At 73.0% G+C, this 23,437-nt stretch carries 21 protein-coding genes and 1 pseudogene; 10 read left to right on the top strand and 12 right to left on the bottom strand.

The features are described 5' to 3' along the window. Both ACFVT2_RS28620 and trpS read left to right on the top strand, forming a co-directional pair. Positions 1-207: hypothetical protein (locus ACFVT2_RS28620; RefSeq protein WP_390022445.1), on the top strand; the 207-nt coding region annotated here is incomplete at its 5' end. 348 nt (positions 208-555) lie between these two features. After that, positions 556-1,593 carry a tryptophan--tRNA ligase gene (gene trpS / locus ACFVT2_RS28615; RefSeq protein ID WP_390022443.1) on the top strand — a complete coding sequence of 346 codons (1,038 nt, stop codon included), beginning with the start codon at positions 556-558 and terminating at the stop codon, positions 1,591-1,593. Positions 1,594-1,733: 140 nt separating this feature from the next. Here the strand turns inward: trpS and proC are convergent, their stop codons facing one another. Further along, positions 1,734-2,546, bottom strand: coding sequence for a pyrroline-5-carboxylate reductase (proC, locus tag ACFVT2_RS28610; RefSeq protein WP_390022441.1), 813 nt, complete (start codon positions 2,544-2,546; stop codon positions 1,734-1,736). Between the two features lie 286 nt (positions 2,547-2,832). Between proC and ACFVT2_RS28605 the strand changes: the two genes are divergently transcribed. After that, entirely contained in the window at positions 2,833-4,251 is a 1,419-nt protein-coding gene (locus tag ACFVT2_RS28605; RefSeq protein WP_390022440.1) for a M1 family metallopeptidase, read from the top strand. Positions 4,252-4,287: 36 nt separating this feature from the next. On the opposite strand, the gene sigJ is transcribed toward ACFVT2_RS28605, so the two are convergent. Next, complete coding sequence (sigJ, locus tag ACFVT2_RS28600; protein WP_390022439.1) at positions 4,288-5,253, bottom strand: RNA polymerase sigma factor SigJ; 966 nt, start codon at positions 5,251-5,253, stop codon at positions 4,288-4,290. Between the two features lie 132 nt (positions 5,254-5,385). Then, a pseudogene (locus ACFVT2_RS28595) lies at positions 5,386-5,781 on the bottom strand (class I SAM-dependent methyltransferase); the annotation flags it as partial. A gap of 181 nt (positions 5,782-5,962) precedes the next feature. Between ACFVT2_RS28595 and ACFVT2_RS28590 the strand changes: the two are divergent. Then, on the top strand, positions 5,963-6,964 hold the full coding sequence (locus ACFVT2_RS28590) for a hypothetical protein (protein WP_390022438.1): 1,002 nt from the start codon (positions 5,963-5,965) through the stop codon (positions 6,962-6,964). A gap of 41 nt (positions 6,965-7,005) precedes the next feature. On the opposite strand, the gene ACFVT2_RS28585 is transcribed toward ACFVT2_RS28590, so the two are convergent. Both ACFVT2_RS28585 and ACFVT2_RS28580 read right to left on the bottom strand, forming a co-directional pair. Continuing rightward, the gene (locus tag ACFVT2_RS28585; RefSeq protein WP_390022436.1) at positions 7,006-7,575 is read right to left on the bottom strand and encodes a hypothetical protein; all 570 of its coding nucleotides are present in this window, start codon (positions 7,573-7,575) and stop codon (positions 7,006-7,008) included. 54 nt (positions 7,576-7,629) lie between these two features. Further along, the gene (locus ACFVT2_RS28580) at positions 7,630-8,004 is read right to left on the bottom strand and encodes an SH3 domain-containing protein (protein WP_390022435.1); all 375 of its coding nucleotides are present in this window, start codon (positions 8,002-8,004) and stop codon (positions 7,630-7,632) included. A gap of 237 nt (positions 8,005-8,241) precedes the next feature. On the opposite strand from ACFVT2_RS28580, the gene ACFVT2_RS28575 reads away from it, so the two are divergent. Continuing rightward, the gene (locus ACFVT2_RS28575) at positions 8,242-10,572 is read left to right on the top strand and encodes a PQQ-binding-like beta-propeller repeat protein (RefSeq protein WP_390022434.1); all 2,331 of its coding nucleotides are present in this window, start codon (positions 8,242-8,244) and stop codon (positions 10,570-10,572) included. A gap of 22 nt (positions 10,573-10,594) precedes the next feature. On the opposite strand, the gene ACFVT2_RS28570 is transcribed toward ACFVT2_RS28575, so the two are convergent. Both ACFVT2_RS28570 and ACFVT2_RS28565 read right to left on the bottom strand, forming a co-directional pair. Then, complete coding sequence (locus ACFVT2_RS28570) at positions 10,595-10,816, bottom strand: hypothetical protein (protein WP_390022432.1); 222 nt, start codon at positions 10,814-10,816, stop codon at positions 10,595-10,597. Then, complete coding sequence (locus tag ACFVT2_RS28565) at positions 10,813-11,031, bottom strand: hypothetical protein (protein ID WP_390022431.1); 219 nt, start codon at positions 11,029-11,031, stop codon at positions 10,813-10,815. Before ACFVT2_RS28565 ends, ACFVT2_RS28570 begins: the two co-directional genes overlap by 4 nt. A 165-nt stretch (positions 11,032-11,196) precedes the next feature. Here ACFVT2_RS28565 and ACFVT2_RS28560 point away from each other — a divergent pair, with 165 nt between their 5' ends. Both ACFVT2_RS28560 and ACFVT2_RS28555 read left to right on the top strand, forming a co-directional pair. Beyond that, a complete protein-coding gene (locus ACFVT2_RS28560; protein ID WP_390022429.1) occupies positions 11,197-12,039 on the top strand; it encodes a helix-turn-helix domain-containing protein in 843 nt (280 codons plus the stop codon). Continuing rightward, the gene (locus ACFVT2_RS28555) at positions 12,021-12,233 is read left to right on the top strand and encodes a DUF397 domain-containing protein (protein WP_390022428.1); all 213 of its coding nucleotides are present in this window, start codon (positions 12,021-12,023) and stop codon (positions 12,231-12,233) included. The genes ACFVT2_RS28560 and ACFVT2_RS28555 overlap by 19 nt, the downstream gene beginning before the upstream one ends. A gap of 72 nt (positions 12,234-12,305) precedes the next feature. On the opposite strand, the gene ilvD is transcribed toward ACFVT2_RS28555, so the two are convergent. The 3 genes from ilvD to ACFVT2_RS28540 form a co-directional block, all read right to left on the bottom strand. Beyond that, positions 12,306-14,156: a dihydroxy-acid dehydratase gene (gene ilvD, locus ACFVT2_RS28550; protein WP_390022426.1), complete on the bottom strand. Its 1,851-nt coding sequence runs from the start codon at positions 14,154-14,156 to the stop codon at positions 12,306-12,308. Positions 14,157-14,350: 194 nt separating this feature from the next. Continuing rightward, entirely contained in the window at positions 14,351-15,163 is an 813-nt protein-coding gene (locus ACFVT2_RS28545; protein ID WP_390022458.1) for a sugar phosphate isomerase/epimerase family protein, read from the bottom strand. Between the two features lie 262 nt (positions 15,164-15,425). Beyond that, complete coding sequence (locus tag ACFVT2_RS28540; RefSeq protein WP_390022425.1) at positions 15,426-16,376, bottom strand: Ppx/GppA family phosphatase; 951 nt, start codon at positions 16,374-16,376, stop codon at positions 15,426-15,428. Positions 16,377-16,433: 57 nt separating this feature from the next. Between ACFVT2_RS28540 and ACFVT2_RS28535 the strand changes: the two genes are divergently transcribed. Beyond that, complete coding sequence (locus ACFVT2_RS28535; protein WP_390022424.1) at positions 16,434-17,312, top strand: hypothetical protein; 879 nt, start codon at positions 16,434-16,436, stop codon at positions 17,310-17,312. A 24-nt stretch (positions 17,313-17,336) separates the two neighbouring features. Here ACFVT2_RS28535 and ACFVT2_RS28530 read toward each other — a convergent pair whose 3' ends face one another. Then, positions 17,337-19,127, bottom strand: a complete 1,791-nt coding sequence (locus ACFVT2_RS28530; protein WP_390022422.1) for a sigma-70 family RNA polymerase sigma factor — start codon at positions 19,125-19,127, stop codon at positions 17,337-17,339. Between the two features lie 228 nt (positions 19,128-19,355). On the opposite strand from ACFVT2_RS28530, the gene radA reads away from it, so the two are divergent. Continuing rightward, positions 19,356-20,768, top strand: coding sequence for a DNA repair protein RadA (gene radA / locus ACFVT2_RS28525; protein WP_390022421.1), 1,413 nt, complete (start codon positions 19,356-19,358; stop codon positions 20,766-20,768). 131 nt (positions 20,769-20,899) lie between these two features. Beyond that, complete coding sequence (disA, locus tag ACFVT2_RS28520) at positions 20,900-22,024, top strand: DNA integrity scanning diadenylate cyclase DisA (RefSeq protein ID WP_390022420.1); 1,125 nt, start codon at positions 20,900-20,902, stop codon at positions 22,022-22,024. A 341-nt stretch (positions 22,025-22,365) separates the two neighbouring features. On the opposite strand, the gene ACFVT2_RS28515 is transcribed toward disA, so the two are convergent. Then, positions 22,366-23,358 (bottom strand): NAD-dependent epimerase/dehydratase family protein, encoded by a 993-nt coding sequence (locus ACFVT2_RS28515; RefSeq protein ID WP_390022419.1) that lies wholly within the window; start codon positions 23,356-23,358, stop codon positions 22,366-22,368. Positions 23,359-23,437 lie beyond the last annotated feature (79 nt).

The following is a 23,437-nucleotide window of genomic DNA, read 5'->3' as shown; positions in this document are numbered from 1 at the left end:
AACCTTACCAGATCCGTTTCCGTCTCTGGCCCCCTGCTGGAGCGGGGTCCGGCCGCTTCGCTTTCGCTTTTCGGCCTTTCCGACTTTATCAGATCTGTTTTCCGTTCCGGCCCGCATCTCGGTGAGTTGCGGTCGGTTCGAATTTCGATCCGATTCCCCGTCGGCGGGGTGTTCACTACGTTAGCGGAATTCCTCGGTGACGCCTAATCAGACGCCCGGAACGAATTTCGACATGCGGAATTCAATCCCGTTGAGGGGCCGTGCAGTAGTGAGTTGCCGCGAAGCGGCGGGATGGCTGTCCGGGGCCGTCGGCTCCGTGACAACTCGGAGAACATTACACGAGCGGATGGGGTGCTTCAAACCCGTGCGGGGGCAGGGCCCGACGGGTACTTTGAGGGGCATGACCGCGCATGTGCTCGTACAGCTGTGGTGGCCCGCCTGACGGCGGCCGCATCAGCAGCGCATGCATGACCACGGCCGCCGCTTCGGCGGCCGTTCGCGTTTCCCTTCGTCACCGGCCGGTGCAGCGGCGGTCCCGGTGAGAGTGAGGGACGGATGAGCGAGAAGGTCGGGACGGCGGAGACCGCGGCGCGGGTGTTCAGCGGGGTGCAGCCGACGGGGCACCTGACGCTGGGGAACTACCTCGGGGCGGTGCGGCGGTGGGTCGTGGAGGACCAGCACCGGGCGGATGCACTGTTCTGTGTGGTGGATCTGCACGCGCTGACCGTGGAGCACGATCCGGCGCGGGTGCGCAGGCTCAGTCGGCAGGCGGCGACCTTGTTGTTGGCGGCGGGGCTGGATCCGGAGCGGTGCACGGTGTTCGTGCAGAGCCATGTGGATGAGCATGCGCGGCTGGCGTATCTGATGGAGTGCACCGCCGGCGTCGGTGAGATGCAGCGGATGGTGCAGTTCAAGGAGAAGGCCGCGCGGGAGGAGGCGGCCGGGGTACGGGTGTCGTTGCTGACGTATCCGACGCTGATGGCGGCGGACATCCTGGCGTACGGGACGGATGAGGTGCCCGTGGGTGAGGACCAGACGCAGCATGTGGAGCTGACCCGGGATCTGGCGGTGCGGTTCAACCGGCGGTACGGGCGGGTGTTCGTGGTGCCGCGGGCGTCGCTTCCGGCGGTGGCGGCGCGGGTGATGGACCTTCAGGATCCGCGGTCGAAGATGGGCAAGGGGGCGGCCGGGCGGAACGGCGGCGCCGGGGTGATCCATCTGTTGGACGAGCCGGACGTGGTGCGGCGGAAGGTGCTGCGGGCCGTGACGGACGGTGGGACGGACGTGGTGTACGACCGGGACGAGCGGCCGGGGGTGGCGAATCTGCTGGAGGTGCTGGCGGCCTGCCGGGAGGATGCCGATCCGGCCGGGCTGGCGGCGGCGTACGGGTCGTACGGGGTGCTGAAGCGGGACGTCGCGGAGGCCGTGGTGGAGCTGTTGCGGCCGGTGCGGGAGCGGCACGCGGAGCTGGCGGCCGATCCGGGCTACGTGGACGGCGTGCTGCGGGCCGGGGCGGAGCGGGCGCGGGCGATGGCCAGGCCGCGGGTGGACGCGGCGTATGAGGCGGTGGGGCTGTTGCCCGCAGGTCGGTAGCCCGGAGGCTCCCCGCAGGTCGGTAGCCCGGAGGCCCGTAGGGGGAAGGGGAACAGATCCCGTAGGGGGTGGGAGGGCCCCCTGCGGGATCCACAACGGTGTGGGGTGGGGTGGTATTCCCGGCGGGTTGTGGGGGGGTGTCAGTTGCTGTTGCCGGTGGCCAGTTCGCGGCTGCGGTCGCGGGCGGCTTCCAGGGCGGCGATCAGGGCGGCGCGGACGCCGTGGTTCTCCAGTTCGCGGATGGCGTTGATGGTGGTGCCCGCGGGGGAGGTGACGTTCTCGCGGAGCTTGACGGGGTGTTCGCCGCTGTCGCGGAGCATCACCGCGGCGCCGATGGCGGCCTGGACGATCAGGTCGTGGGCCTTGTCGCGGGGCAGCCCGAGCAGGATGCCGGCGTCGGTCATCGCCTCGACGAGGAAGTAGAAGTAGGCCGGGCCGGAGCCGGAGAGGGCGGTGGCGGCGTCCTGCTGGGACTCCGGGACGCGCAGGGTCTTGCCGACCGTGGAGAAGATCTCCTCGGTGAGGGTGAGGTGGGCGGCGGTGGCGTGGGTGCCTGCGGAGATGACGGACATCGCCTCGTCGACGAGGGCCGGGGTGTTCGTCATGACCCGGACGACCGGGGTGTCGGGTGCCAGCCGCTCCTCGAAGTAGGAGGTCGGGATGCCGGCGGCGCCGCTGATCACCAGGCGGTCGGCGGGGACGTGCGGAGCCAGCTCGGTGAGCAGGGTGCCCATGTCCTGGGGCTTGACGGTGAGGATCAGCGTGTCGGCGGCCTTGGCGGCCTCGGCGTTGCTGACCGCTTCGACGCCGTAGCGGGTGCGGAGTTGTTCGGCGCGCTCCGGGCGGCGGGCGGTGACCAGCAGGTCGGAGGGCGCCCAACCGCCGCGGATCATGCCGCTGAGCAGGGCCTCGCCGATTTTTCCGGTGCCGAGTACGGCGACCTTCTGGGTCATGCGTTCACCTCGCCGGTGGTGCGTGGTCGGGTCGGTGCCATCCTCGCACCGGTGGGCGGCGGAGTGCCCCGGTGTCCACGGAGCGGGCAGTGGGCGGCGGCGGGCGACGGACGGCAGATGACGGACGACGGGGCCCCGTTTTCCAGGGCGGGCGCGGAACAGAGTGCACCGCAGAGTGCGCAGAGTGCAGTGCAGTCGTAATCGGAACGGGACGGTCGAAGTGGCAGAAATGCCCGTATGGTCGGGGAACTTGTGTTCACCATCCGTCCCCGGTCCGAGGAGTGCCGTGCCACGCCGCCCCCTCCGTAGATGCGGTGCCGTCGCCGCACTGTCCGTCGCCCTGCTGCTGTCCTCCTGTACGTCCGGGGGTACGGCCGTCAGGGGGGCCGCGGGCGGCGGCGGGCTGGGCGATCCGCTCTTCCCGGCGCTCGGCAACGGCGGCTACCGCGTCAGCCACTACGGGCTCGACCTCGGCTACGACGTGGCAAAGCGGCATCTGGACGGCACCGCCGCGATCACCGCCGAGGCCGGCGCGGACCTGCGGTCCTTCCAGCTCGACCTCCAGGGGATGACGGTGACCGGCGTGCGGGTCGACGGTCGGGACGCGGAGTTCAGCCGTAAGGGGCACAAGCTGGTGGTCCGGCCGGCCGCCGGAATAGTCAAGGGCGACACGTTCCGGACGACCGTCCGCTACCGCGGGACGCCACAGGAGATGCGGGACGCGGACGGGGCGACGGAGGGCTGGGTCAAGACCGCCGACGGCGCGTTCGTGGCCGGCGAGCCGGCCGGGTCGATGACGTGGTTCCCCGGCAACAACCACCCCAGCGACAAGGCCAGTTACGACTTCCGGATCACCGTGCCGCAGCGCTACACCGCGGTCGCCAACGGGGAGCTGAAGTCGAAGCGGACAGCCGGCGGGCGGACCACCTACGAGTGGCACAGCGCGGAGCCGATGGCCAGTTACCTCGCGACCGCCACGATCGGGACGTTCGACGTCCAGGAGTCCCGTACGCCGCAGGGCCTGCCGGTCTACGTCGCGGTGGACCCGCGGGAGGCCGCGGCCAGCCGGAAGCCGTTGTCCCGGCTGCCGGAGATCCTGGCGTGGGGGGCCGAGCTGTTCGGCCCGTACCCGTTCGCGTCGGCGGGCGCGATAGTGGACCACACGCCGGGCCGGGTCGACTGGGGAGCGCTGGAGACCCAGACCAAGCCGGTCTACGCCGGGGCGCCGGACACCTCGACGGTGGTGCACGAGACCGCCCACCAGTGGTTCGGCGACTCGGTGACGCCGAAGACCTGGCAGGACACCTGGCTCAACGAGGGCTTCGCGACCTACGCCGAGTGGCTGTGGGAGGAGCGCGAGGGCGGCCGGACCCCGCAGGAGCAGTTCGACGCGCTCTACGACGGGGACGAGGACCACGCGCGCTGGGACTTCCCGCCCGGCGAGCCGCCGACCGCGGCGGACGTGACCGGGACGCCCGTCTACGAGCGCGGTGCGATGGTGCTCCAGCAGCTGCGGAACGCGGTCGGCGACAAGACGTTCTTCTCGATCCTCAAGGAGTGGCCCGCGAAGTTCCGGCACGCCAACGCCGACACCGAGGACTTCATCTCCTTCTGCCAGGACCGCACGGACGAGGACCTGACCGACCTGTTCGACGACTGGCTGTACGGGGAGGGGCAGCCGGACTGGGAGTACGACGCCGCCTGAGCCCGGCGGGACGGGCGCCCGCCGGGCTCACGGCGTTCACAGGTCCGCGAGGTCCAGGTGCCCGAGCTTGTCGGGGTTGAGCACCGCGTCCACTTCGGTGATCAGCCCGTCGTGCACCGTGAAGGCGAAGACCCCGGACGGGTACTCCCCCGACGCGTCGGCGAAGACCAGCCCCTGGGCGCCGTTGACGTCCCGGACCGCCAGCCGCATGGTCGCCGGGGCGAAGTTGCGGGTGACCAGGCCCCAGACGTAGCGGGCGACCTTCTCCCGGCCCAGCACCGGCCGGCGGGCCGCGGAGACCTTGCCGCCGCCGTCCGAGCGCCACACCACCTCGGGGTCGAGCACGGTCAGCAGCGCCTCGAAGTCCCCGCCCATGACGGCCGCCAGGAACGCCTCGACGGTGCGCCGGTGCTCGACCCGGTCGACGGTCCGGCGCGGCGCCTCGGCCCGGACCCGGCGCCGGGCGCGCGAGGCCAACTGCCGCACCGATTCCGGGGTGCGGCCGACCGCCTCGGCGATCTCCGGGAACGGCACCGCGAAGACCTCGTAGAGGACGAACGCGGTGCGCTCGGCCGGAGTGAGCCGCTCCAGGACGGTGAGCAGCGCCATGCCCACCGACTCGTCCAGGGTCACCCGGTCCTCGGGGCCGTCCGGGACGCCGGTGCGGGCGACGCCGACGGGCCCGCCGGTGGCGGCGTCGAGCAACGGCTCCGGCAGCCACGGCCCCACGTACGTCTCGCGCCGGGCCCGGGCCGACCCCAGCAGGTCGTAGCAGATCCGGCTGACCACGGTGGTGAGGAAGGCGCGCGGGCTCTCCACCGGCGGCTCGTCGGGGAGCGCCTGCCAGCGCAGCCAGCTCTCCTGCACCGCGTCATCGGCGTCGCTGACCGTCCCCATGATCCGGTACGCCACGCCCCACAGCCGGCCCCGCAACTCCTCGAACTGCGCCAGCCGTTCGGCCCGGACCTGCCCGTCCGCCGCCCCGTGTCCCCGCTCCGGCATCGTGTGCTCCCGCCTCCCTGGTCCCGGCCTCGGTGCGTTCACCGGCGGTCACCGGGACAGGGACGACGCTACGGGGTGGAAGGTGAGTGGAAGGTGACCGGGCCGGATGCGGGGTGACGGGTCCTCAGGGGGCGGGATGTCGGGGTGTCCGGCGCGGAGTCGGGCGGCCATCGTCGCGCCCGGCTCCACGGCCGTGACCTGCGCGCCGCGCGCCCGCAGCAGCCCGCTGGCGATGCCGGTCCCGGCGCCGACGTCCAGCACCCGTGCCCCGGCCAGCGGCCGTCCGGCCAGCTCCTCGACGGCGTCGAACAGCGCCGGTGGATAGCCGGGGCGGGCGGCCGCGTACTGGGCGGCGACCGCGTCGAAGGCCCGGGCGAGGGTGCTGTGGTCCGGTGCCTGCGGTGACTCGGAGGGCACCGATGACTCCAACGACTCGGGTGGCTGCGGTGACCGAGGTGGCTGCGATGACCGGGGTTGCTGCGATGACCGGGGTTGCTGCGACGGCTGCGATGACTGCGGTGACGTCATGGCAGGCATCCTGCCCCGGGCCCACCGGAACCGCGGCCTCCTCCTGAAGAATGGCCCGACGGCCGGAAAGAACGGCCCGACGGCCGACAAGAATGGCCCGGCAGTCGGCGCGGAGCCGACCGCACGGCCGGAGCCGCCCCGACCAGGGCAACGGCCGGACGACGGGGGAAGAGAGGACACCATGCGCGCACGCGGCATCAACTACGACACCGGGTTCCTGCCCGGGGACGAGATCTCGCGGAAGGACTTCAACGAGCCGGTGGTGCGCCGGGACATGGGCGTGATCGCCCGGGAGCTGCACTGCGACGCGGTGCGGATCTCCGGCGGGCGGCCGGAGCGGCTGAGCACCGCGGCACGGTGCGCGGTGGAGGCCGGACTGGAGGTGTGGTTCGCGCCGTTCCCCGTGGATCTCACGCCCGACGAGCTGCTGCCGTTCTTCGCGGAGTGCGCGCAGCGGGCGGAGGAGGTCCGGCGGTCCGGGGCCGAGGTGGTCTTCGTCGCCGGGTGCGAGCTCAGCGCGTTCTGCAAGGGCTTCATCCCCGGGGAGGGCTACGGCGAGCGGCTCCGGGCGATGGCCACCGCCGACCTGGACTGGTGGATGTCGCTCGGCCCGGTGGCGGAGCGGCTGAACGCCTTCCTCGCCGAGGTGGCCGCGGTCGTCCGGGCCCACTTCGGGGGCCGGGTCACCTACGCCTCCGGGCCCTGGGAGGCGATCGACTGGACGCCGTTCGACCTGGTCGGGGTGGACGCCTACCGGGCCGCGTACAACGCCGACACCTTCCGGGAGGAGCTGCGCGGGCACGCCGCGCATGGCAAGCCGGTCGCGGTGACCGAGTTCGGCACCTGCCCCTACGAGGGCGCGGGCGAGCTGGGCGGCCTGGCCTGGCAGCCGCCGGCCGGCGCGGTTCCGGACGAGGGCGAGCAGGTGCGGTACTTCACCGAACTCCTCGACGCCTTCGAGGCGGAGGGGGTGGACACCGCGCTGTGGTTCACCTTCGCCGGCTTCGGACGGGTGACCCGGGACGCGGACCTCTCCTCGTACGGAGTGGTGCGGATGACCGACGCGGAGGCGCACTGGGAGCCGCGGGAGGTGTTCCGGGCGATGGCCGAGCGATATGCCGCCGGCGGGGGCACCGGCCGTGCCACCGGTAGTGCCACCAGCCGTGCCGCCGGCCGGGACTGACCAGGGCGCGGGGGCCGGGGCGTGGTGGACCGGGGAACCGCCTAGCGGCGCTTCTTCCCCGACCCCGACCCCGACCCTGGCCCCGACCCGTTCGGCTTCGAGTTCGGCTTCGGCTTCGGCTTGCGCTCCGCCGGGTTCCCGGCACGGGATCCCCGGCGGCGGGCGTGGCGGTCGAGCGCCGCGTCGTACTCGGCGCGGCGGAGCGCCTCCCCGGGCGCCTCGACCAGGCTGCGGCAGAAGTAGGCGAGCAGCGAGCCGATGAAGCCGATGAGCATCAGGCTCTGCATCGACCGCTCGGCGCCGCTGTCGGCGACCGGGCCCGGACGGCGCACGAAGCCGTCCCAGGTACGGCGGAAGGCCAGCGCGCTACAGACCGCAAAGCCGGCCACCACCAGGACGTTGACCAACGAGCCGACCGCGGCGATCTCCAGCCCCTGGACGGCGAACCGCATGACCAGCGCACCGGCCGCGGCGAGCACCAGTGAGCCCACCGCGACACCGGCCCGGCGCAGCGCGTAGCCGCCGTCGTGCTCGACCCAGGTGGTGCCGAAGAATCGGATCTCCTCCGGCGCCGGGCCGCTCGGGGCCACCGTTCGCTGCGCGTCGCTCATGGCGTCGATTATCCCCGGGGGCCCGCCGGCCGTGCCGTGCGGCCGGCCGCCGCGTCAGCTCATGCAGCTGGGCGCGACCATGTCGCTACTGCCCGTGTGGACGTAGGAGTCGGAGACGTACTCACCGGGCGCGATGTTGTCCCAGAGGTTGGAGGTGCCGTAGGGGCCGACCACCCACTGGCCGCGCGTCTGGCAGCGGATCTGCACCTGGGCGCCCGCCGGCAGCTGGCGGACCAGCGGGGTGTTGGTGCCGGCGCCCTGGCGGACGTTGACGCGGTAGCCGGGTGCGATGGGGTAGGCCGTCCGGCCGGCGAGGGCCGCGCCGAGCGCTGCCGGCGCGGCGTCGGTCAGCGCGTCCGCCGCCCCGCTCGGGTCCGGCTCCGCTCCGGCGTCCGGCCCGGCGCTCCCCTGAAATTCCTGCGTGGTCATTTTCGTGTCCCCCCGTTTACTGGACGTACCAGCCGTACTACTGGACGTACCCGATGGTTGCCCGCCGTTGGCGGGCAGTGCGAACTCCGGGCGTGCGTTCGACGCCCACGACGCGCACGCTAGCAAGCCTCACCCGTCCCGGACGTGCCATGGACTAGGCTCCGCGCGTCGCACCTGTGACCGAATGGCAGGGCGCCTCGCACGGGGAAGACACGGGGAAGACACGGGGGTGGAACGATGCCGCCGCTGCGCGATTCCGGGCTCGGCTCGGAAGCGGAGCGTCCGGAGTACGCCGGGCAGTACCGCTTGGAAGCGCGGCTGGGCTCCGGGGGAATGGGCGTGGTCCATCTGGCCCGGTCCTCCTCCGGGCTGGTGCTCGCGGTCAAGGTCATCCACGCCGAATTCGCCCAGGACCCGGAGTTCCGGGGGCGGTTCCGGCAGGAGGTGGCCGCCGCCCGGCGGGTCAGCGGCGCCTTCACGGCCCCCGTCGTCGATGCCGATCCGGACGCCGAGCGGCCCTGGATGGCGACGCTCCACATCGCCGGTCCGACCCTTTCCGAGCATGTGAAGCGGAACGGCCCGCTGACCCCCGCCGAGGTGCGTCAGCTGGGCGCGGGCCTCGCCGAGGCGCTGCGCGACATCCACCGGGCCGGCGTGGTGCACCGCGACCTCAAGCCCAGCAACGTGCTGCTCGCCGCCGACGGCCCGAAGGTCATCGACTTCGGCATCTCCCGGCCGTCCGACAGCGAGATGCGCACCGAGACCGGGAAGTTGATCGGCACGCCGCCGTTCATGGCCCCCGAGCAGTTCCAGCGGCCGCGTGAGGTCGGCCCGGCGGCGGACGTCTTCGCCCTGGGGTCGGTGCTGGTGCACGCCGCCACCGGCCGCGGCCCGTTCGACTCCGAGAGCCCGTACCTCGTCGCGTACCAGGTGGTGCACGACGACGCGGACCTGTCGGGCGTGCCGGACGAGCTCGCACCGCTCATCGAGGGCTGCCTGGCCAAGGATCCGGCGGACCGCCCGACGCCGGACCGGCTGCGGCAACTGCTGCACACGGACGCGCCGATGACGCTGCCCGCCGCGCGTCCGGCCCGCGGCGAGGCGCTGCCGGAGACGGTCCCCGGCGCCCGGATACCCGCCCAACGGCAGCCGATCCGCACCGAGCCCACGCCGCCGCGCGCCGAGACCACCCACGTCCGCGCCCGCACCCCGAACGTGTCCCGTACTCCGGACGTGCCCCGTACTCCGGACGTGCCCCGTACTCCGGACGCGTCCCGCTCCTCCGCCGACCCGCCGGCCCCGCCGTCCGCTCCCGAGGACGCCCCCGGAACCGCCCCCGCGCCTCGAAGGGGCCGCCGCCGTCTCCTCTGGGCCGCCGCTGCCCTCGCCGTGACCGCCGGTGCCGTCGGCGGCACCTGGGCCCTCACCCGGGACTCCGACGCCCCGGCCCTCCAGACCCACGCCTCGCCCACCCCGCATGTCACCTTCCACCCCTGGCGCACCACGATCATCGAGCGCCCCGCCGGCCACGACGCCGAGATGCCGTACTGCACGGCCGGTGCCGATGCCGTCTTCTGCGGCCAGTCCGGCCTCCCGGCCGCCCGCCTCACCTCCGACACCGGCAAGGTGGCATGGCGTCACAAGGGCGCCCCCGCCGGCCGCGAGGCCGTCTCCCCCACCGCCCCCGTCCTCTCCGGCGGCCTCCTCTACGTCTTCACCGCCGACGGCAAGCGCTTGCAGGCCCTCGACCCGTCGCCGCACGGCAACGGCGCCCTCCGCTGGAGCCTGGACGTCTCCTCCTACGAGGGCGGCGCCGCCGTGCTCGCCGACCGCGTCCTCCTCACCGCCGCCGACGGCACGGTCACCGCCCTGGACACCACCACGCACCAACAGCGCTGGCGCAAGCGCTTCCCCGGCCACCGCCTCCCCCGCTTCACCACCTACGGCGACCCGCACACCGCCTACGCCGCCGAAACCCTCACCGCCGGCCCCACCCCCACCACCCAACTCACCGCCATCAACCCGGCCGACGGCTCGGTCCACTGGTCCCACCAGCTCCCCGGCACGCTCACCCTGGCCGGCCCCACCACGTCCGGCGCCCTCTTCCTCACCGTCGGCGAACCCACCTACGACGGCTTCGTCTCCGCCGTGCTCCGTTACGACCCGGCCACCCACCGGACCCGGAAACTCCCCCTGGCCGCACCGCTGCCCGGAGTGGCCGCCGCCGTCCAGGGCGAGACGGTGTATCTGTTGGCCGAGGGCGGCGCCCTCCAGGCCGTCGGCGAACGCACGTGGGACACCGAGACCTCGGTCAGCCGCGGCTCGGCCCCCGTCGTCAGCGGCAACCGCCTCTACTTCACCGCCGCCGACGGCCGCCTCATCGCCGTCGACACCACCACCGGCGCCCTCCTCGGCCAGACCCCGCCCCGCCTGGCCGCCACCCGCCACAACGGCTTCCTCCAGGCCATCCCCGCCCCCACCCTGGACACCACCCACGGCCGCATCTACGCCGCCTCCCCCGACGGCACGGTCTTCGGCGTGGCGACCACCGACCCGCGCCGGTGGTGAGGACACCGCGCCCCGGGCGCGGTCAGACGGGCCGCGCGCTGTGCCGGTTGAGTTCCGCGACGTGGTCGCTCAGGGCGGCGGACACCGCGACCGGCTCGACGTCCTCGGGAGCCACGTCCCACTCCACCCCACCACCCAGCGGCCGGAGTTGGAAACACGCCCCCTCGTGGTCCATGACCCGCCCCACCCGGTCCCGCAGCCGATCCCGCACGATCTCGCCCTTTGCCGGCGCGTAGCCGCTCATGACCGCACGCCCCCGTCCCCGCCCCCGATGACGGCGGCCAACTCCCGCGCGGTCTGCGGGTTGCAGCGCCCCAACTCGATGAGCGGGCGCTGCGCTTGACCGCAGTACGTCACCAGGTCGAGCCCGAGCGACGGCAACACGATGCCGTTCCGCTCCAACGCGGCGACCAACACGTCGAGCGCCGCTTCGGCGTCGGCGACCTTCTCCCTCGTCATGGGTGCTCCTTCTGCCGTTTCCGTACCTGACACACCGGAACGCGATTACGGTGAGTGTTCCGGCCGTTACGAGAATGGCCTGGGGGTGGGGCGCACGGGCCGTTCGCAGGCCGTACTTCGCCACCCGATCCTGTTAGTTCCACACCTTCCACGGAGGAGGGCGCTGTGCCGCCGAGAAGGGTCGTCACCGGACGAAGTCAGGAGCCACGCAAACGGTTCGCGGAAGAGCTGCGCTCACTCAGAACGGAGAACGGGCTCAGCCTGCGACAGCTCGGTCACGTGCTGGGATGGGACTCGTCACTGTTCGGCAAGATGGAGAGTGGGCAGACCCTCGGGAGCCCGGAAGTCGTCCAGGCATTGGACGACCACTACGGAACGGGGCCGCTCCTGCTGACCCTCTGGGAGTTGGCACTCGCCGATCCCACTCAATTCCGCGAGCAGTACCGGCGCTACATGGCGTTGGAACAGGAAGCGGTCAGCCTCTGGCACCATGCCGTAGGCGTACTGCCGGGTCTGCTACAGACCAAGGCGTACGCCCGCGAGGTCCTCGCAGCTGGCGGCATCAAAGGGGCTGAGCTGACACAGCAGGTCGAAGCCCGCATAGGTCGTCGCGACTTGTTGGCGGGCGAGGACCCACCGCAATTTCGCACGATCCTTTCGGAGACTGTGCTCCGCACACCGCTGCGCAACTCACAAGAGTGGCGAGAACAGCTTCAACACCTGTCTGAGGCTGGCGAGCAACCGAACATGTCACTTCAGGTACTGCCTCACGGCCCTTGGTTACACGCTCTGGCAAGCACGGACGTGATGTTTCTCCGGCTGCTGGATGGCCGAACCGTCGCCTACACCGAGAGCGCTCTGCACGGTGAACTGGTCGAAGCATCGGGAGCAGTTGAGCGATTGCAACGCACGTACGATGCTATTCGCGACCTCGCGCTGTCCCCAGCCGAGTCGCGGAAGTTCATCGGGCAGATGTTGGAGGAAGTGCCGTGCGACCCATCGACCTGAGCCACGCCACCTGGCGCAAGTCCAGCTACAGCAACTCGGACGGCGGCCAGTGCATCGAGATCGCCGACAACGTCCCCGCCCTCATCCCCGTCCGCGACAGCAAGACCCCCCACGGCCCCGCCCTCGTCTTCGAGGCAGCCGCCTGGGGCACGTTCGTCGCCGCCGTAAAGAACGAGCAACTGCCCGGCGCCTGACCGCCGGACGGCGCAACGCACTGGCCGCCCCCGACGCGAGCGCGGGAGCGGCCAGTTGGTTGTGGCGGGGGCTCAGCCCAGCTTGGAAACGTCGCGCACCGCGCCCTTGTCCGCGCTGGTCGCCATCGCGGCGTAGGCGCGCAGCGCGGCCGAGACCTTCCGTTCGCGCTGCTTCGGGGCGTAGGCGCCGCCCAGGGCCTCTCGGCGGGCGGCCAACTCCTCGTCGCTGACGAGGAGTTCGATCGTGCGGTTGGGGATGTCGATGCGGATGCGGTCGCCGTCCTCGACGAGGGCGATGGCGCCACCGGAGGCCGCCTCGGGGGAGGCGTGGCCGATGGAGAGGCCCGAGGTGCCGCCGGAGAAGCGGCCGTCGGTGACCAGGGCGCATGCCTTGCCCAGGCCGCGGCCCTTCAGGAACGACGTCGGGTAGAGCATTTCCTGCATGCCGGGGCCGCCCTTGGGGCCCTCGTAGCGGATGACGACGACGTCGCCTTCCTTGATCTGCTTGGCGAGGATCTTGTCGACGGCCTCGTCCTGCGATTCGCAGACGACGGCGGGGCCCTCGAAGGTCCAGATGGACTCGTCGACGCCGGCGGTCTTCACGACGCAGCCGTCGACGGCCAGGTTGCCCTTGAGGACGGCCAGGCCGCCGTCCTTGGAGTAGGCGTGTTCGGTGGAGCGGATGCAGCCGCCCTCGGCGTCCACGTCCAGGGTCTCCCAGCGCTCGGACTGGGAGAAGGCGCTGGCCGAGCGCTTGCAGCCGGGGGCGGCGTGCCACATCTCGACGGCCTCGGCGGACGGTGAACCTCCGCGCACGTCCCAGGTCTTGATCCACTCGGCGAGGGTGGCGGAGTGGACCGAGTGGACGTCCTCGTTGAGCATGCCGCCGCGGTACAGCTCGCCGAGGATGGCGGGGATGCCGCCGGCGCGGTGCACGTCCTCCATGTAGTACGTGCCGCCGGGGGCGACGTTCGGGGCGACCTTGGCGAGGCACGGGACGCGGCGGGAGACCGCGTCGATGTCCTTGAGGTCGTAGTCGAGGTCGGCTTCCTGGGCGGCGGCCAGCAGGTGCAGGATCGTGTTGGTCGAGCCGCCCATGGCGATGTCGAGGGCCATGGCGTTCTCGAAGGCGGCGCGGGTGGCGATGTTGCGCGGCAGGACGGACTCGTCGCCGTCCTCGTAGTAGCGCTTGGTGATCTCGACGACCGTGCGGCCGGCGTCCTCGTAGAGGGCGCGGCGGGCGGTGTGGGTGGCGAGCACCGTGCCGTTGCCCGGCAGGGAGAGGCCGATCGCCTCGGTCAGGCAGTTCATGGAGTTGGCGGTGAACATGCCCGAACAGGAACCGCAGGTGGGGCAGGCGTTCTCCTCGATCCGCAGCACGTCCGCGTCGGAGACGCTCTCGTTGGCGGCATCCACCATCGCGTCGATCAGGTCGAGCTTGCGGACCGTGCCGTCGACGAGGGTGGCCTGGCCGGCCTCCATGGGGCCGCCGGAGACGAAGACCACCGGGATGTTGAGGCGCATCGCGGCCATCAGCATGCCGGGGGTGATCTTGTCGCAGTTGGAGATGCAGATCAGCGCGTCGGCGCAGTGCGCCTCGACCATGTACTCGACCGAGTCCGCGATCAGGTCGCGGGACGGGAGGGAGTACAGCATGCCGCCGTGGCCCATCGCGATGCCGTCGTCGACGGCGATGGTGTTGAACTCGCGGGGGACGGCGCCGGCGGCGCGGATGGCGTCGGAGACGATCCGGCCGACCGGGGCGAGGTGGGTGTGGCCGGGCACGAACTCGGTGAAGGAGTTGGCGACCGCGATGATCGGCTTACCGATGTCCTCGCTCGCTACGCCCGAGGCCCGCATAAGGGCGCGGGCGCCCGCCATGTTGCGGCCATGGGTAACGGTGCGGGACCTCAGCTCGGGCACGATGGTCACTCCCTCGGGAAACGGACGTACGGCGCGGCGCCGTACAGCGGTACGGCGGGCCATACAGCAGCTGATCCCGAGATTACGCTCTTGATCCAAGATCCGGACACTGTCTCCGGTATGTGAGATGACTGACCGGAGTGCGGACGGGCCGGGCCCGGCGCGGGAGCGGGGTGCCGCGGGTGCCTGGTCGGCTACTTGCCGGGGACCCAGGTCGGGGACGCCAGGTGGAGGCGGGTGAAGGCCAGCGCCTCGGCCAGGTCGGCCTCGCGTTCGGCGGCGGACATCGCCCGGCGGGTGTTGACCTCGACGACCACGTGACCGTCGAAGCCGGTGGCGGCCAGCCGCTCCAGCAGCTCACCGCAGGGCTGGCTGCCGCGGCCCGGCACCAGGTGCTCGTCCTTGGCGGAGCCGTTGCCGTCGGCGAGGTGGATGTGGGCCAGGCGGTCGCCCATCCGCCCGACCATCGCCATGGCGTCGTGGCGGGCGGTGGCGGTGTGCGAGAGGTCGACGGTGAAGTGCCGGTAGTCGTCGTTGGTGGGGTCCCAGTCGGGGGCGTAGGCGAGCATCTCGCGGTCGCGGTAGCGCCAGGGGTACATGTTCTCCACCGCGAACCGGACGTCGGTCTCGCTCTCCATCCGCCAGATGCCGCGGACGAACTCCCGGGCGTAGCTGCGCTGCCAGCGGAACGGCGGGTGGACCACGACCGTCGAGGCGCCCAGCTTCTCTGCCGCGGTGCGGGCGCGCTGGAGCTTGACCCACGGGTCGGTGGACCAGACCCGCTGGGTGATCAGGAGGCAGGGCGCGTGGATGGCCAGCACCGGCACGCCGTGGTAGTCGGAGAGCCGGCGCAGCCCCTCTATGTCCTGGCTGACCGGGTCGGTCCACACCATGACCTCGACGCCGTCGTAGCCCAGGCGCGCGGCGATCTCGAAGGCCGTCGCCGTCGACTCCGGATACACCGAAGCCGTGGACAGCGCGACCTTCGCATCGGGGATGCGCACCACTGGCTCTGTCACGAGGGACAGCGTACGGGCCGGGGCACCGCACGGGGCAGGAGATCGGGGGCGCCGCGGCCGCCCGGTGGGATGGCTGTGACGGGGGAGGACCGCCAGGACCTGTGGGGTGCGGCCGTTCCCGGGGGCGCGGTGTGATCTCCACCGCATTCCGGGAGGGGGCCGCGGTGCGGGTCACGTTGCGGGCCGCGATGCGGGCCACCGGGCCGGGCGCCGGCCCGGGCTCCGGCCGTGGCCCGCCCCGTGACCGGGCCTACGCGGCGCCGCCGCCCTCCCGTACCGGCAGGTGGTCCAGCCGCCGCAGGATGACGCCCTCGCGCAGCGCCCACGGGCAGATCTCCAGGGCCTCCACCCCGAACAGGTCCATCGCCGCCTCGGCCACCAGCGCCCCGGCCAGTAGCTGCCGCGAGCGCCCCTCGGACACCCCGGGCAGCGCGGCCCGCTCCCGGGAGGTCATCTGGGCCAGCCGCGGCACCCACTCCTCCAGCTTCTTGCGGTCCAGCTCGCGCTGGACGTACAGCCCCTCCGCGGAGCGCGCCGCGCCCGCGATCCGGGCCAGCGCCTTGAAGGTCTTGGACGTCCCGACGATCTGGTCGGGGGTGCCGTAGCGGGCGAATTCGCTCACCACGCGGGCGATCCCGGCACGCACCCGGCGGCGCAGCGCCCGGACGTCCTCCGGGTCCGGCGGATCGCTCCGCAGGTCGGCGCCGGTCAGCCGGCCCGCGCCGTACGGCAGCGAGACCGCCACGTCCGGGTCCTCGTCCAGGCCGTAGGCGATCTCCAGCGAGCCGCCGCCGATGTCCAGGACCAGCAGCCGGCCGGCCGACCAGCCCAGCCAGCGGCGGGCGGCGAGGAACGTCAGCCGCGCCTCGTCCTCACCGGAGAGCACCTGGAGGGTGACCCCGGTCTCCTCGGTGAGGTGGCGCAGCACCTCCTCGCCGTTGGTGGCCTCGCGGATCGCGGAGGTGGCGAACGGGAGCACGTCCTCGACGCCCTTGTCCTCGGCGACCTGCATCGCTTCCTGGATGGTGACCACCAGGCGGTGGACACCGGCCTCGCTTATGGCGCCGTCGTCGTCGAGGAGTTCGGCCAGGCGCAGTTCCGCCTTGTGCGAGTAGGCGGGCAGCGGGCGCGCGCCGGGGTGTGCGTCCACCACCAGGAGGTGGACAGTATTCGAACCCACATCGAGGACACCGAGTCTCATACGTGGAAACCTACTGCCGCGACGGGAGACACTCGGTGCCGGCCGTACGCTGGACCCGTGGCAAAGACGAAACAGGCGAAGCACGAAAAAGCCCTGAAGAAGGAAGAAAAGCGGCGCGCCAAGACCGCTGCGGCGACGCAGTCCGGCGCGCGGTCCGGCGACGGGGCCACGGCCGACGAGGTCGGCCTCGACTTCGCCCGCGCCTGGGTCACCTTCCCCGACCCCGGCGACGACGAGCAGCTCTTCCGCTGCGACCTGACCTGGCTGACCTCCCGTTGGACGTGCATCTTCGGCAGCGGCTGCCAGGGCATCCAGGCCGGCCGCGCGGACGACGGCTGCTGCACGCTCGGCGCGCACTTCTCCGACGAGGAGGACGAGGAGCGGGTCGCCGAGCACGTGGAGCGGCTCACCCCCGACCTGTGGCAGTTCCACGACGTCGGCACCAACACCGGGTGGATCGAGGAGGACGAGGACGGCGATCGGCAGACCCGCCGTTGGCAGGGCTCCTGCATCTTCCAGAACCGCCCCGGCTTCAAGGGCGGCGCCGGCTGCTCGCTGCACATCCTCGCGCTCCGCGAGGGCCGCGAGCCGCTGGAGACCAAGCCGGACGTCTGCTGGCAGCTGCCGGTCCGGCGCACCTACGACTGGATCGACCGGCCGGACGACACCCAGATCCTCCAGGTCACCATCGGTGAGTACGACCGCCGCGGCTGGGGCTCCGGCGGTCACGACCTGCACTGGTGGTGCACCTCCGCGACCTCCGCGCACGGCTCCGGTGACCCGGTCTACGTGACGTACCGGCCGGAGCTGACCGAGCTGATGGGCAAGGCCGGCTACGCCAAGCTCGTCGAGCTGTGCGAGCAGCGGCTGGCGTCACTGCTGCCGTTGGCGCCGCACCCGGCCGACCCGAAGCCGCCGGCCGCCGGCACGAAGTAGCCGGCGGCGGCCCGGCCCGGCGGCTCAGTGCGGCGGGCGGGTGGTGTGTGACGGGCGGGTGGTGTGTGACGGCGTCGGCGGCGGGGTGGGCTCCGTGGTCGGCGCCGGGCTCCCGGTGGGGCTGGGGGGAGTGGGTGCCGGGGACGGCGCCGGATGCGTCGGGGCGGGCCTGGTCGGGCGCGGTGACGGGTGCGGTGACGGGTGCGGTGACGGGTGCGTGGGCGCCGGGCTCGGGCGGTCGGACGACGGGACGCCCGGCCCCGGAGCGGGCGCGGTCGCCCCGTGCCCCTTCAGGGCGACGACGGTGCCGCCGGGCTCAATGGCGATCTTGGACCGCCAGCGGCCCTCGGGCTCCCGGTCGTGGTCCACGTAGACCGTGATCCGCGCGGTCTGGCCTGGTTGCAGCTCGCCCGCGGTGTGGCTCATCTGGAGCCAGGGCGCGCCGGCCGACGCCCGCCAGCGCACCGGCGTGCCGCCGGAGGCGCGGATCGTGATGACCGTGGTGTCCTCGGCCGGCTGCGCGTCGACCGTCAGCCGGCCCGGCCCCTTCTCCTCCCGGCCGCCGGGCGGCGTCGGGCCGGCCTCCGGGCCCTGCACCGCGACCGAGACGTCTGACGCTCCGTCACCGATCGGGGTGTAGGGGCGGGGGGACGTCGGTCGGGCGTTGCCCGCGTTCTCGTACGGGCGGCCGTCGAGCCGGTCGCCGGTCAGCGCCCCCTCGGCCTCGTGGGCCGCCACCGTCGGCAGGACGTCGGTCTCGCTGGTCTCCGGGGCGCTGCGGTACGCCGCCCACAGGGCGAACACCGGGGCCGCCAGCACGGTCGCCACGACGGTGGTGGTCAGCGCCCGGTGGCGCCGCCGCCGGCGGCGCGCGGACCGGTCGGTGGGGGCGACCGGGAATCCCCTGCGGTCATAGCGTGGAGAACCGTTTGCTCCACCGCTCCGGCCGGCCGGAGCGAGAGTGGCCCCCGGCATCCCCACAGCCCGCCCCGACCGGGATGTCCGGGCCGCCGCCAGCGCCGCGCACACCGCCGTCCGGTCCGCGGCGACCAGCGGCAGTGCGCCCTGGTCGGCGGGTGCGGTGCCCGGCCACGGGCCCGCGGCGGTGGCCCGCTCGGCGGTCCGCCGGCACTCCGCGCAGTCGTCGACGTGCCGCACCAGCTCCCGGCGGAGTGCCGCACCCAGCAGCATCTGGCTGTCCCCGGCCAGCCGGGCGACGTCCGGACATCGCCCGAACTCGACCACCGCCAGCGCCGCCCGGGTCCGCTCCACCTCGCAGCACGCGACGGCCAGCAGCGTGCGGGTGGCGGCCGGCTCGGCGCCGGTCACCGCGGCGATCTCCTCCGGCGCGAGCCGGTGGCGCACCGACAGCTCCAGCACCTCGCGCTGTTCGGGAGTGGTGCCGGCCGCCTCCGGCCAGGCCAGCGCGGCCAGTTCCTGCTGCCGGGCCGGCGTCCGCCCGGAGTCGGGCGGGCCGACGGCGTCCGGGGCGGCCTGCTCGGCCAGCCGGCGCAGGCACGCCCAGCGGACCAGGGCGTAGAGCCAGGGGCGGAAGAGGTCGGGGTCGCCGGGGCGGCGGCCGTGCTGGCGCTCGGCGAGCGCGAGGGTCTCGCCGAGGACCACGGCCGCCGCGTCGTGCTCGCACAGCACGGACAGGCAGTAGGTGAACAACCCGTCCAGATGGGGCTCGTAGCGGTCCTGGTGGTCGGGGCGGGCGGGCCGCCCGTCGGTCTGCGGCCGGTGCCCACGCGGCGCGGCGGTGCGCGACCGGAGTGCGCCGGTGGTGTGCCTAGGGTGCTCGGGCCTGCTGCTCATCACCCCGGCGACGGTAGGCGGATGATGCAGCCGCTCCTGTGCAGCAGGGTCACTTTTAACCCGTACGGGTGACCATCTCCCTCAAAAGGGGACACAAATCTGCTAAATGCCCGGCATCTGCGCGCGGCGCACGCCACCCGGTCGGCGCAACCACCGCCCGCGGGGTCCCCCGCTCGTCGAGAACCCGCGGGACGCCCGACTGTCACACCCCGCCGCTACGGTGGCGTCATGGCAACTCGTAAAACGTCGGCCAAGGAGCGCCCCTCATACCGCTGCACGGAGTGCGGCTGGACCACCGCCAAGTGGCTCGGCCGCTGCCCGGAGTGCCAGGCGTGGGGCACGGTCGAGGAGTTCGGCGGCACCCCCGCGGTGCGCACCACCGCGCCCGGCCGGGTCACCACCGCCGCCGTGCCCATCGGCCAGGTCGACGGCAGGCAGGCCACCGCCCGCACCACCGGCGTGCCCGAGTTGGACCGCGTCCTGGGCGGCGGGCTGGTCCCCGGCGCGGTGGTGCTGCTGGCCGGCGAGCCCGGCGTCGGCAAGTCCACCCTCCTCCTGGACGTCGCCGCCAAGGCCGCCTCCGCCGAGCACCGCACGCTCTACGTGACCGGTGAGGAGTCCGCCAGCCAGGTCCGGCTGCGCGCCGACCGCATCGGCGCCCTCGACGAGGACCTCTATCTGGCCGCCGAGACCGATCTGTCCGCCGTCCTCGGCCATCTGGACAGCGTCAAGCCCTCGCTGCTGATCCTGGACTCCGTGCAGACCGTCGCCTCCCCCGAGATCGACGGTGCGCCCGGCGGCATGGCCCAGGTCCGCGAGGTCGCCGGCGCCCTGATCCGGGCCTCCAAGGAGCGCGGCATGTCCACCCTCCTGGTCGGCCACGTCACCAAGGACGGCGCCATCGCCGGCCCCCGCCTGCTGGAGCACCTGGTCGACGTCGTCCTCCACTTCGAGGGCGACCGGCACGCCCGCCTCCGCCTGGTCCGCGGCGTGAAGAACCGCTACGGCACCACCGACGAGGTCGGCTGCTTCGAGCTGCACGACGAGGGCATCACCGGCCTCGCCGACCCCTCCGGCCTCTTCCTGACCCGCCGCGCCGAGCCGGTGCCCGGGACGTGCCTGACGGTCACCCTGGAGGGCCGCCGCCCCCTGGTCGCCGAGGTCCAGGCGCTGACCGTCGACTCCCAGATCCCCTCCCCCCGGCGCACCACCTCCGGCCTGGAGACCTCCCGGGTCTCGATGATGCTCGCCGTCCTGGAGCAGCGCGGCCGGATCAGCGCCCTCGGCAAGCGCGACATCTACAGCGCCACGGTCGGCGGGGTGAAGCTCAGCGAGCCGGCCGCCGACCTCGCGGTCGCCCTCGCCCTGGCCAGTGCCGCCAGCGACACCCCGTTGCCCAAGAACCTCGTCGCCATCGGCGAGGTCGGGCTGGCCGGCGAGGTCCGGCGGGTCACCGGCGTCCAGCGCCGCCTGTCGGAGGCCGCCCGGCTCGGCTTCACGCATGCCCTGGTCCCGTCCGACCCCGGCAAGATCCCCGACGGGATGCGGGTCCTGGAGGTCGCCGACGTCGGCCAGGCACTCTCCGTGCTGCCCAAGCGGGTCCGCCGGGAGGCCCCGCGGGAGGAGGAAGCGCGCCGGTAGACTTTGCCCCGGTCTCGCCCGTCACCGCCGTCCCACCGCCGGCTGCGTAGCTCCCGGATACCCTCCTCCGGTACGCACCGCGGCACCGGCCGGGCGGCCCGGACCGACCGACCATGCGACGGAGGAGTGCAGTGGCAGCGAACGACCGGGCGTCGTCTCCCGGCAGGTCCGGAGGAAGTTCCGGCACCGAGAGCCTGATGCGTGCCACGCTGAGCGCCGTCGCGCCCGGTACGGCCCTGCGCGACGGTCTGGAGCGCATCCTTCGGGGCAACACGGGCGGCCTGATCGTCCTCGGCTTCGACAAGACCGTCGAGTCGATGTGCACCGGCGGCTTCGTGCTGGACGTCGAGTTCACCGCCACCCGCCTGCGCGAGCTGTGCAAGCTCGACGGCGCGCTGGTCCTCGACAAGGACATCACCAAGATCCTGCGGGCCGGAGTCCAGCTGGTGCCGGACGCCTCCATCCCCACCGAGGAGACCGGCACCCGCCACCGCACCGCCCAGCGGGTCTCCATCCAGACCAACTTCCCGGTGGTCTCGGTCAGCCAGTCCATGCACCTGATCGCGCTCTACGTGGACGGCGAGCGGCGCGTGCTGGAGGAGTCCGCGGCGATCCTCTCCCGCGCCAACCAGGCGCTGGCCACCCTGGAGCGCTACAAGCTCCGCCTCGACGAGGTCGCCGGCACCCTCTCCGCCCTGGAGATCGAGGACCTGGTCACGGTCCGCGATGTGTCCGCGGTCGCCCAGCGCCTGGAGATGGTCCGCCGGATCGCCACCGAGATCGCCGAGTACGTCGTCGAACTGGGCACCGACGGCCGCCTGCTGGCCCTCCAGTTGGAGGAGCTGATCGCCGGTGTGGAGCCGGAGCGCGAGCTGGTCGCCCGGGACTACGTCCCCGAGCCCACCGCCAAGCGCTCCCGCACGGTCGCCGAGGCGCTGGCCGAGCTGGACGCCCTCAGCCATACCGAGCTGCTCGAACTCCCCATAGTGGCCCGCGCGTTGGGCTACAGCGGCGCTCCCGAGACACTGGACTCGGCGGTCTCGCCGCGCGGCTTCCGCCTGCTGGCCAAGGTCCCCCGCCTCCCCGGCGCGGTCATCGACCGCCTGGTCGACCACTTCGGCGGCCTCCAGAAGCTCCTCGCCGCCAGTGTCGACGACCTCCAGGCCGTCGAGGGCGTCGGCGAGACCCGCGCCCGCTCGGTCCGCGAGGGCCTCTCCCGCCTGGCGGAGTCGTCGATCTTGGAACGGTACGTCTGAGGGAAGCGCGTCTGGGGGGCGTGGTCTGGGGGCTTACGTCTGCGGGGCTTACGTCTGCGGGTGGTGCGCCCGGGGGTGGTGCGTCAGCAGGCGGCGCGTCTGCGGGTGGTGCGTCTGCGGGTGGTGCGCCCGGAGGTGGTGCGCCCAGGGGCGGGTTCGGTTGAGCCGTGGGAATACCGTTCCTCGCCGGCCCGTTGAGGCCCCGCAGGGGGCGCTCGCATCCCCTACGGGATCTGTTCGCACCCCCCTTAGGGCCCAACGCCCCCACCCGCGGCCGTCCCGCACCGCCATACCCCGCCGCACCGCCGGCCCCACCCCAGGGCCACCCACCGCCAGGCCGCCTACCGCTGCAACACCGCCGCCTCCTTCTCCGCCGGCAGCCCCAGCGCCGGCCGGTCCGGGCGCTGCGGGGCCGCCCCGCCGATGCGGCCGAGCCACTCCCAGGTGTCCGCCACCGTCTCGCCGACCGGCCGGCAGCGCAGCCCGGCCGCCACCGCCTTGGCGACGTCGCCGCCGTGCATCACGTCGTGGACCTCACCCGGCGGCAGCCAGATCGGCAGCTCCATCCACGGCTCGATGTCCGCCGCGAGCACGTCCGCCGGCTCCGTCCACCGCAGTTCCGCCGACGAACCGGTGACCCGCACGCAGCTCTCCAGCAGCTCGCCCATCGTGGTGTGCCCCGGCTCGCTCACCAGGTTGTACGCGCCGGACCGGCCGTCCCGTACGGCGTCCAGGGTCCACTCCGCGAGGTCGCGGGCGTCGATGTACTGCAACGGCAGGTCGCGCGGCCCCGGCGCGAGGACCGGTCCGCCGCGGGCGATCCGGGTCAGCCACCACGGCAGCCGCCCGATGTTCTCGTACGGGCCGAGGATCAGCCCGGCGCGGACCAGCAGCGTCCGGTCGTCCCCGAACGCGTCGAGCGCGGCGAGTTCGCCGCCCCGTTTGGCCCGCGCGTAGTCGTCGGCGTCGGTGGCGGCCGGGTCGGCGCCCGTCACCAGTGGCGCCGTCTCGCTGATCCGCTGGGTGGGCGGGTAGGCGTACACCGAGGCGGTGGAGACGTACGCGTAGGTCCCCACCCGGTCGGCCAGCAGTCGGGCCGCGTCCCCGACCGCGACCGGCGCGGTGCTCCAGGTGTCCACGACGGCGTCCCACGCGCCGTCCTCCAGGGCGGCCAGTCCGCCCGCCGCCAGCCGGTCGCCGTGGAGCACGGTGACCCCCTCGGGTGCCGCGTGCCGTCCCCGGTGGAAGACCGTGACGTCCCAGTCCCGGGCCAGCGCCGCCTCGGCCACCGCCCGTCCTACGAACTCCGTACCGCCCAGAATCAGAAGCTTCATGGCGGGGACTGTGCCCGAGCGGCCCGGCCGCCAACACCGGTGCACGCTCTGAGCGGATCCCCTACGGGCGGAACTTCCG

The organism is Streptomyces sp. NPDC058000, assembly GCF_042886435.1.
Classification (GTDB): domain Bacteria; phylum Actinomycetota; class Actinomycetes; order Streptomycetales; family Streptomycetaceae; genus Streptomyces.
The sequence above is the reverse complement of the archived record's forward strand: the minus strand, read 5'-3'. Positions and strand labels throughout refer to the sequence as shown.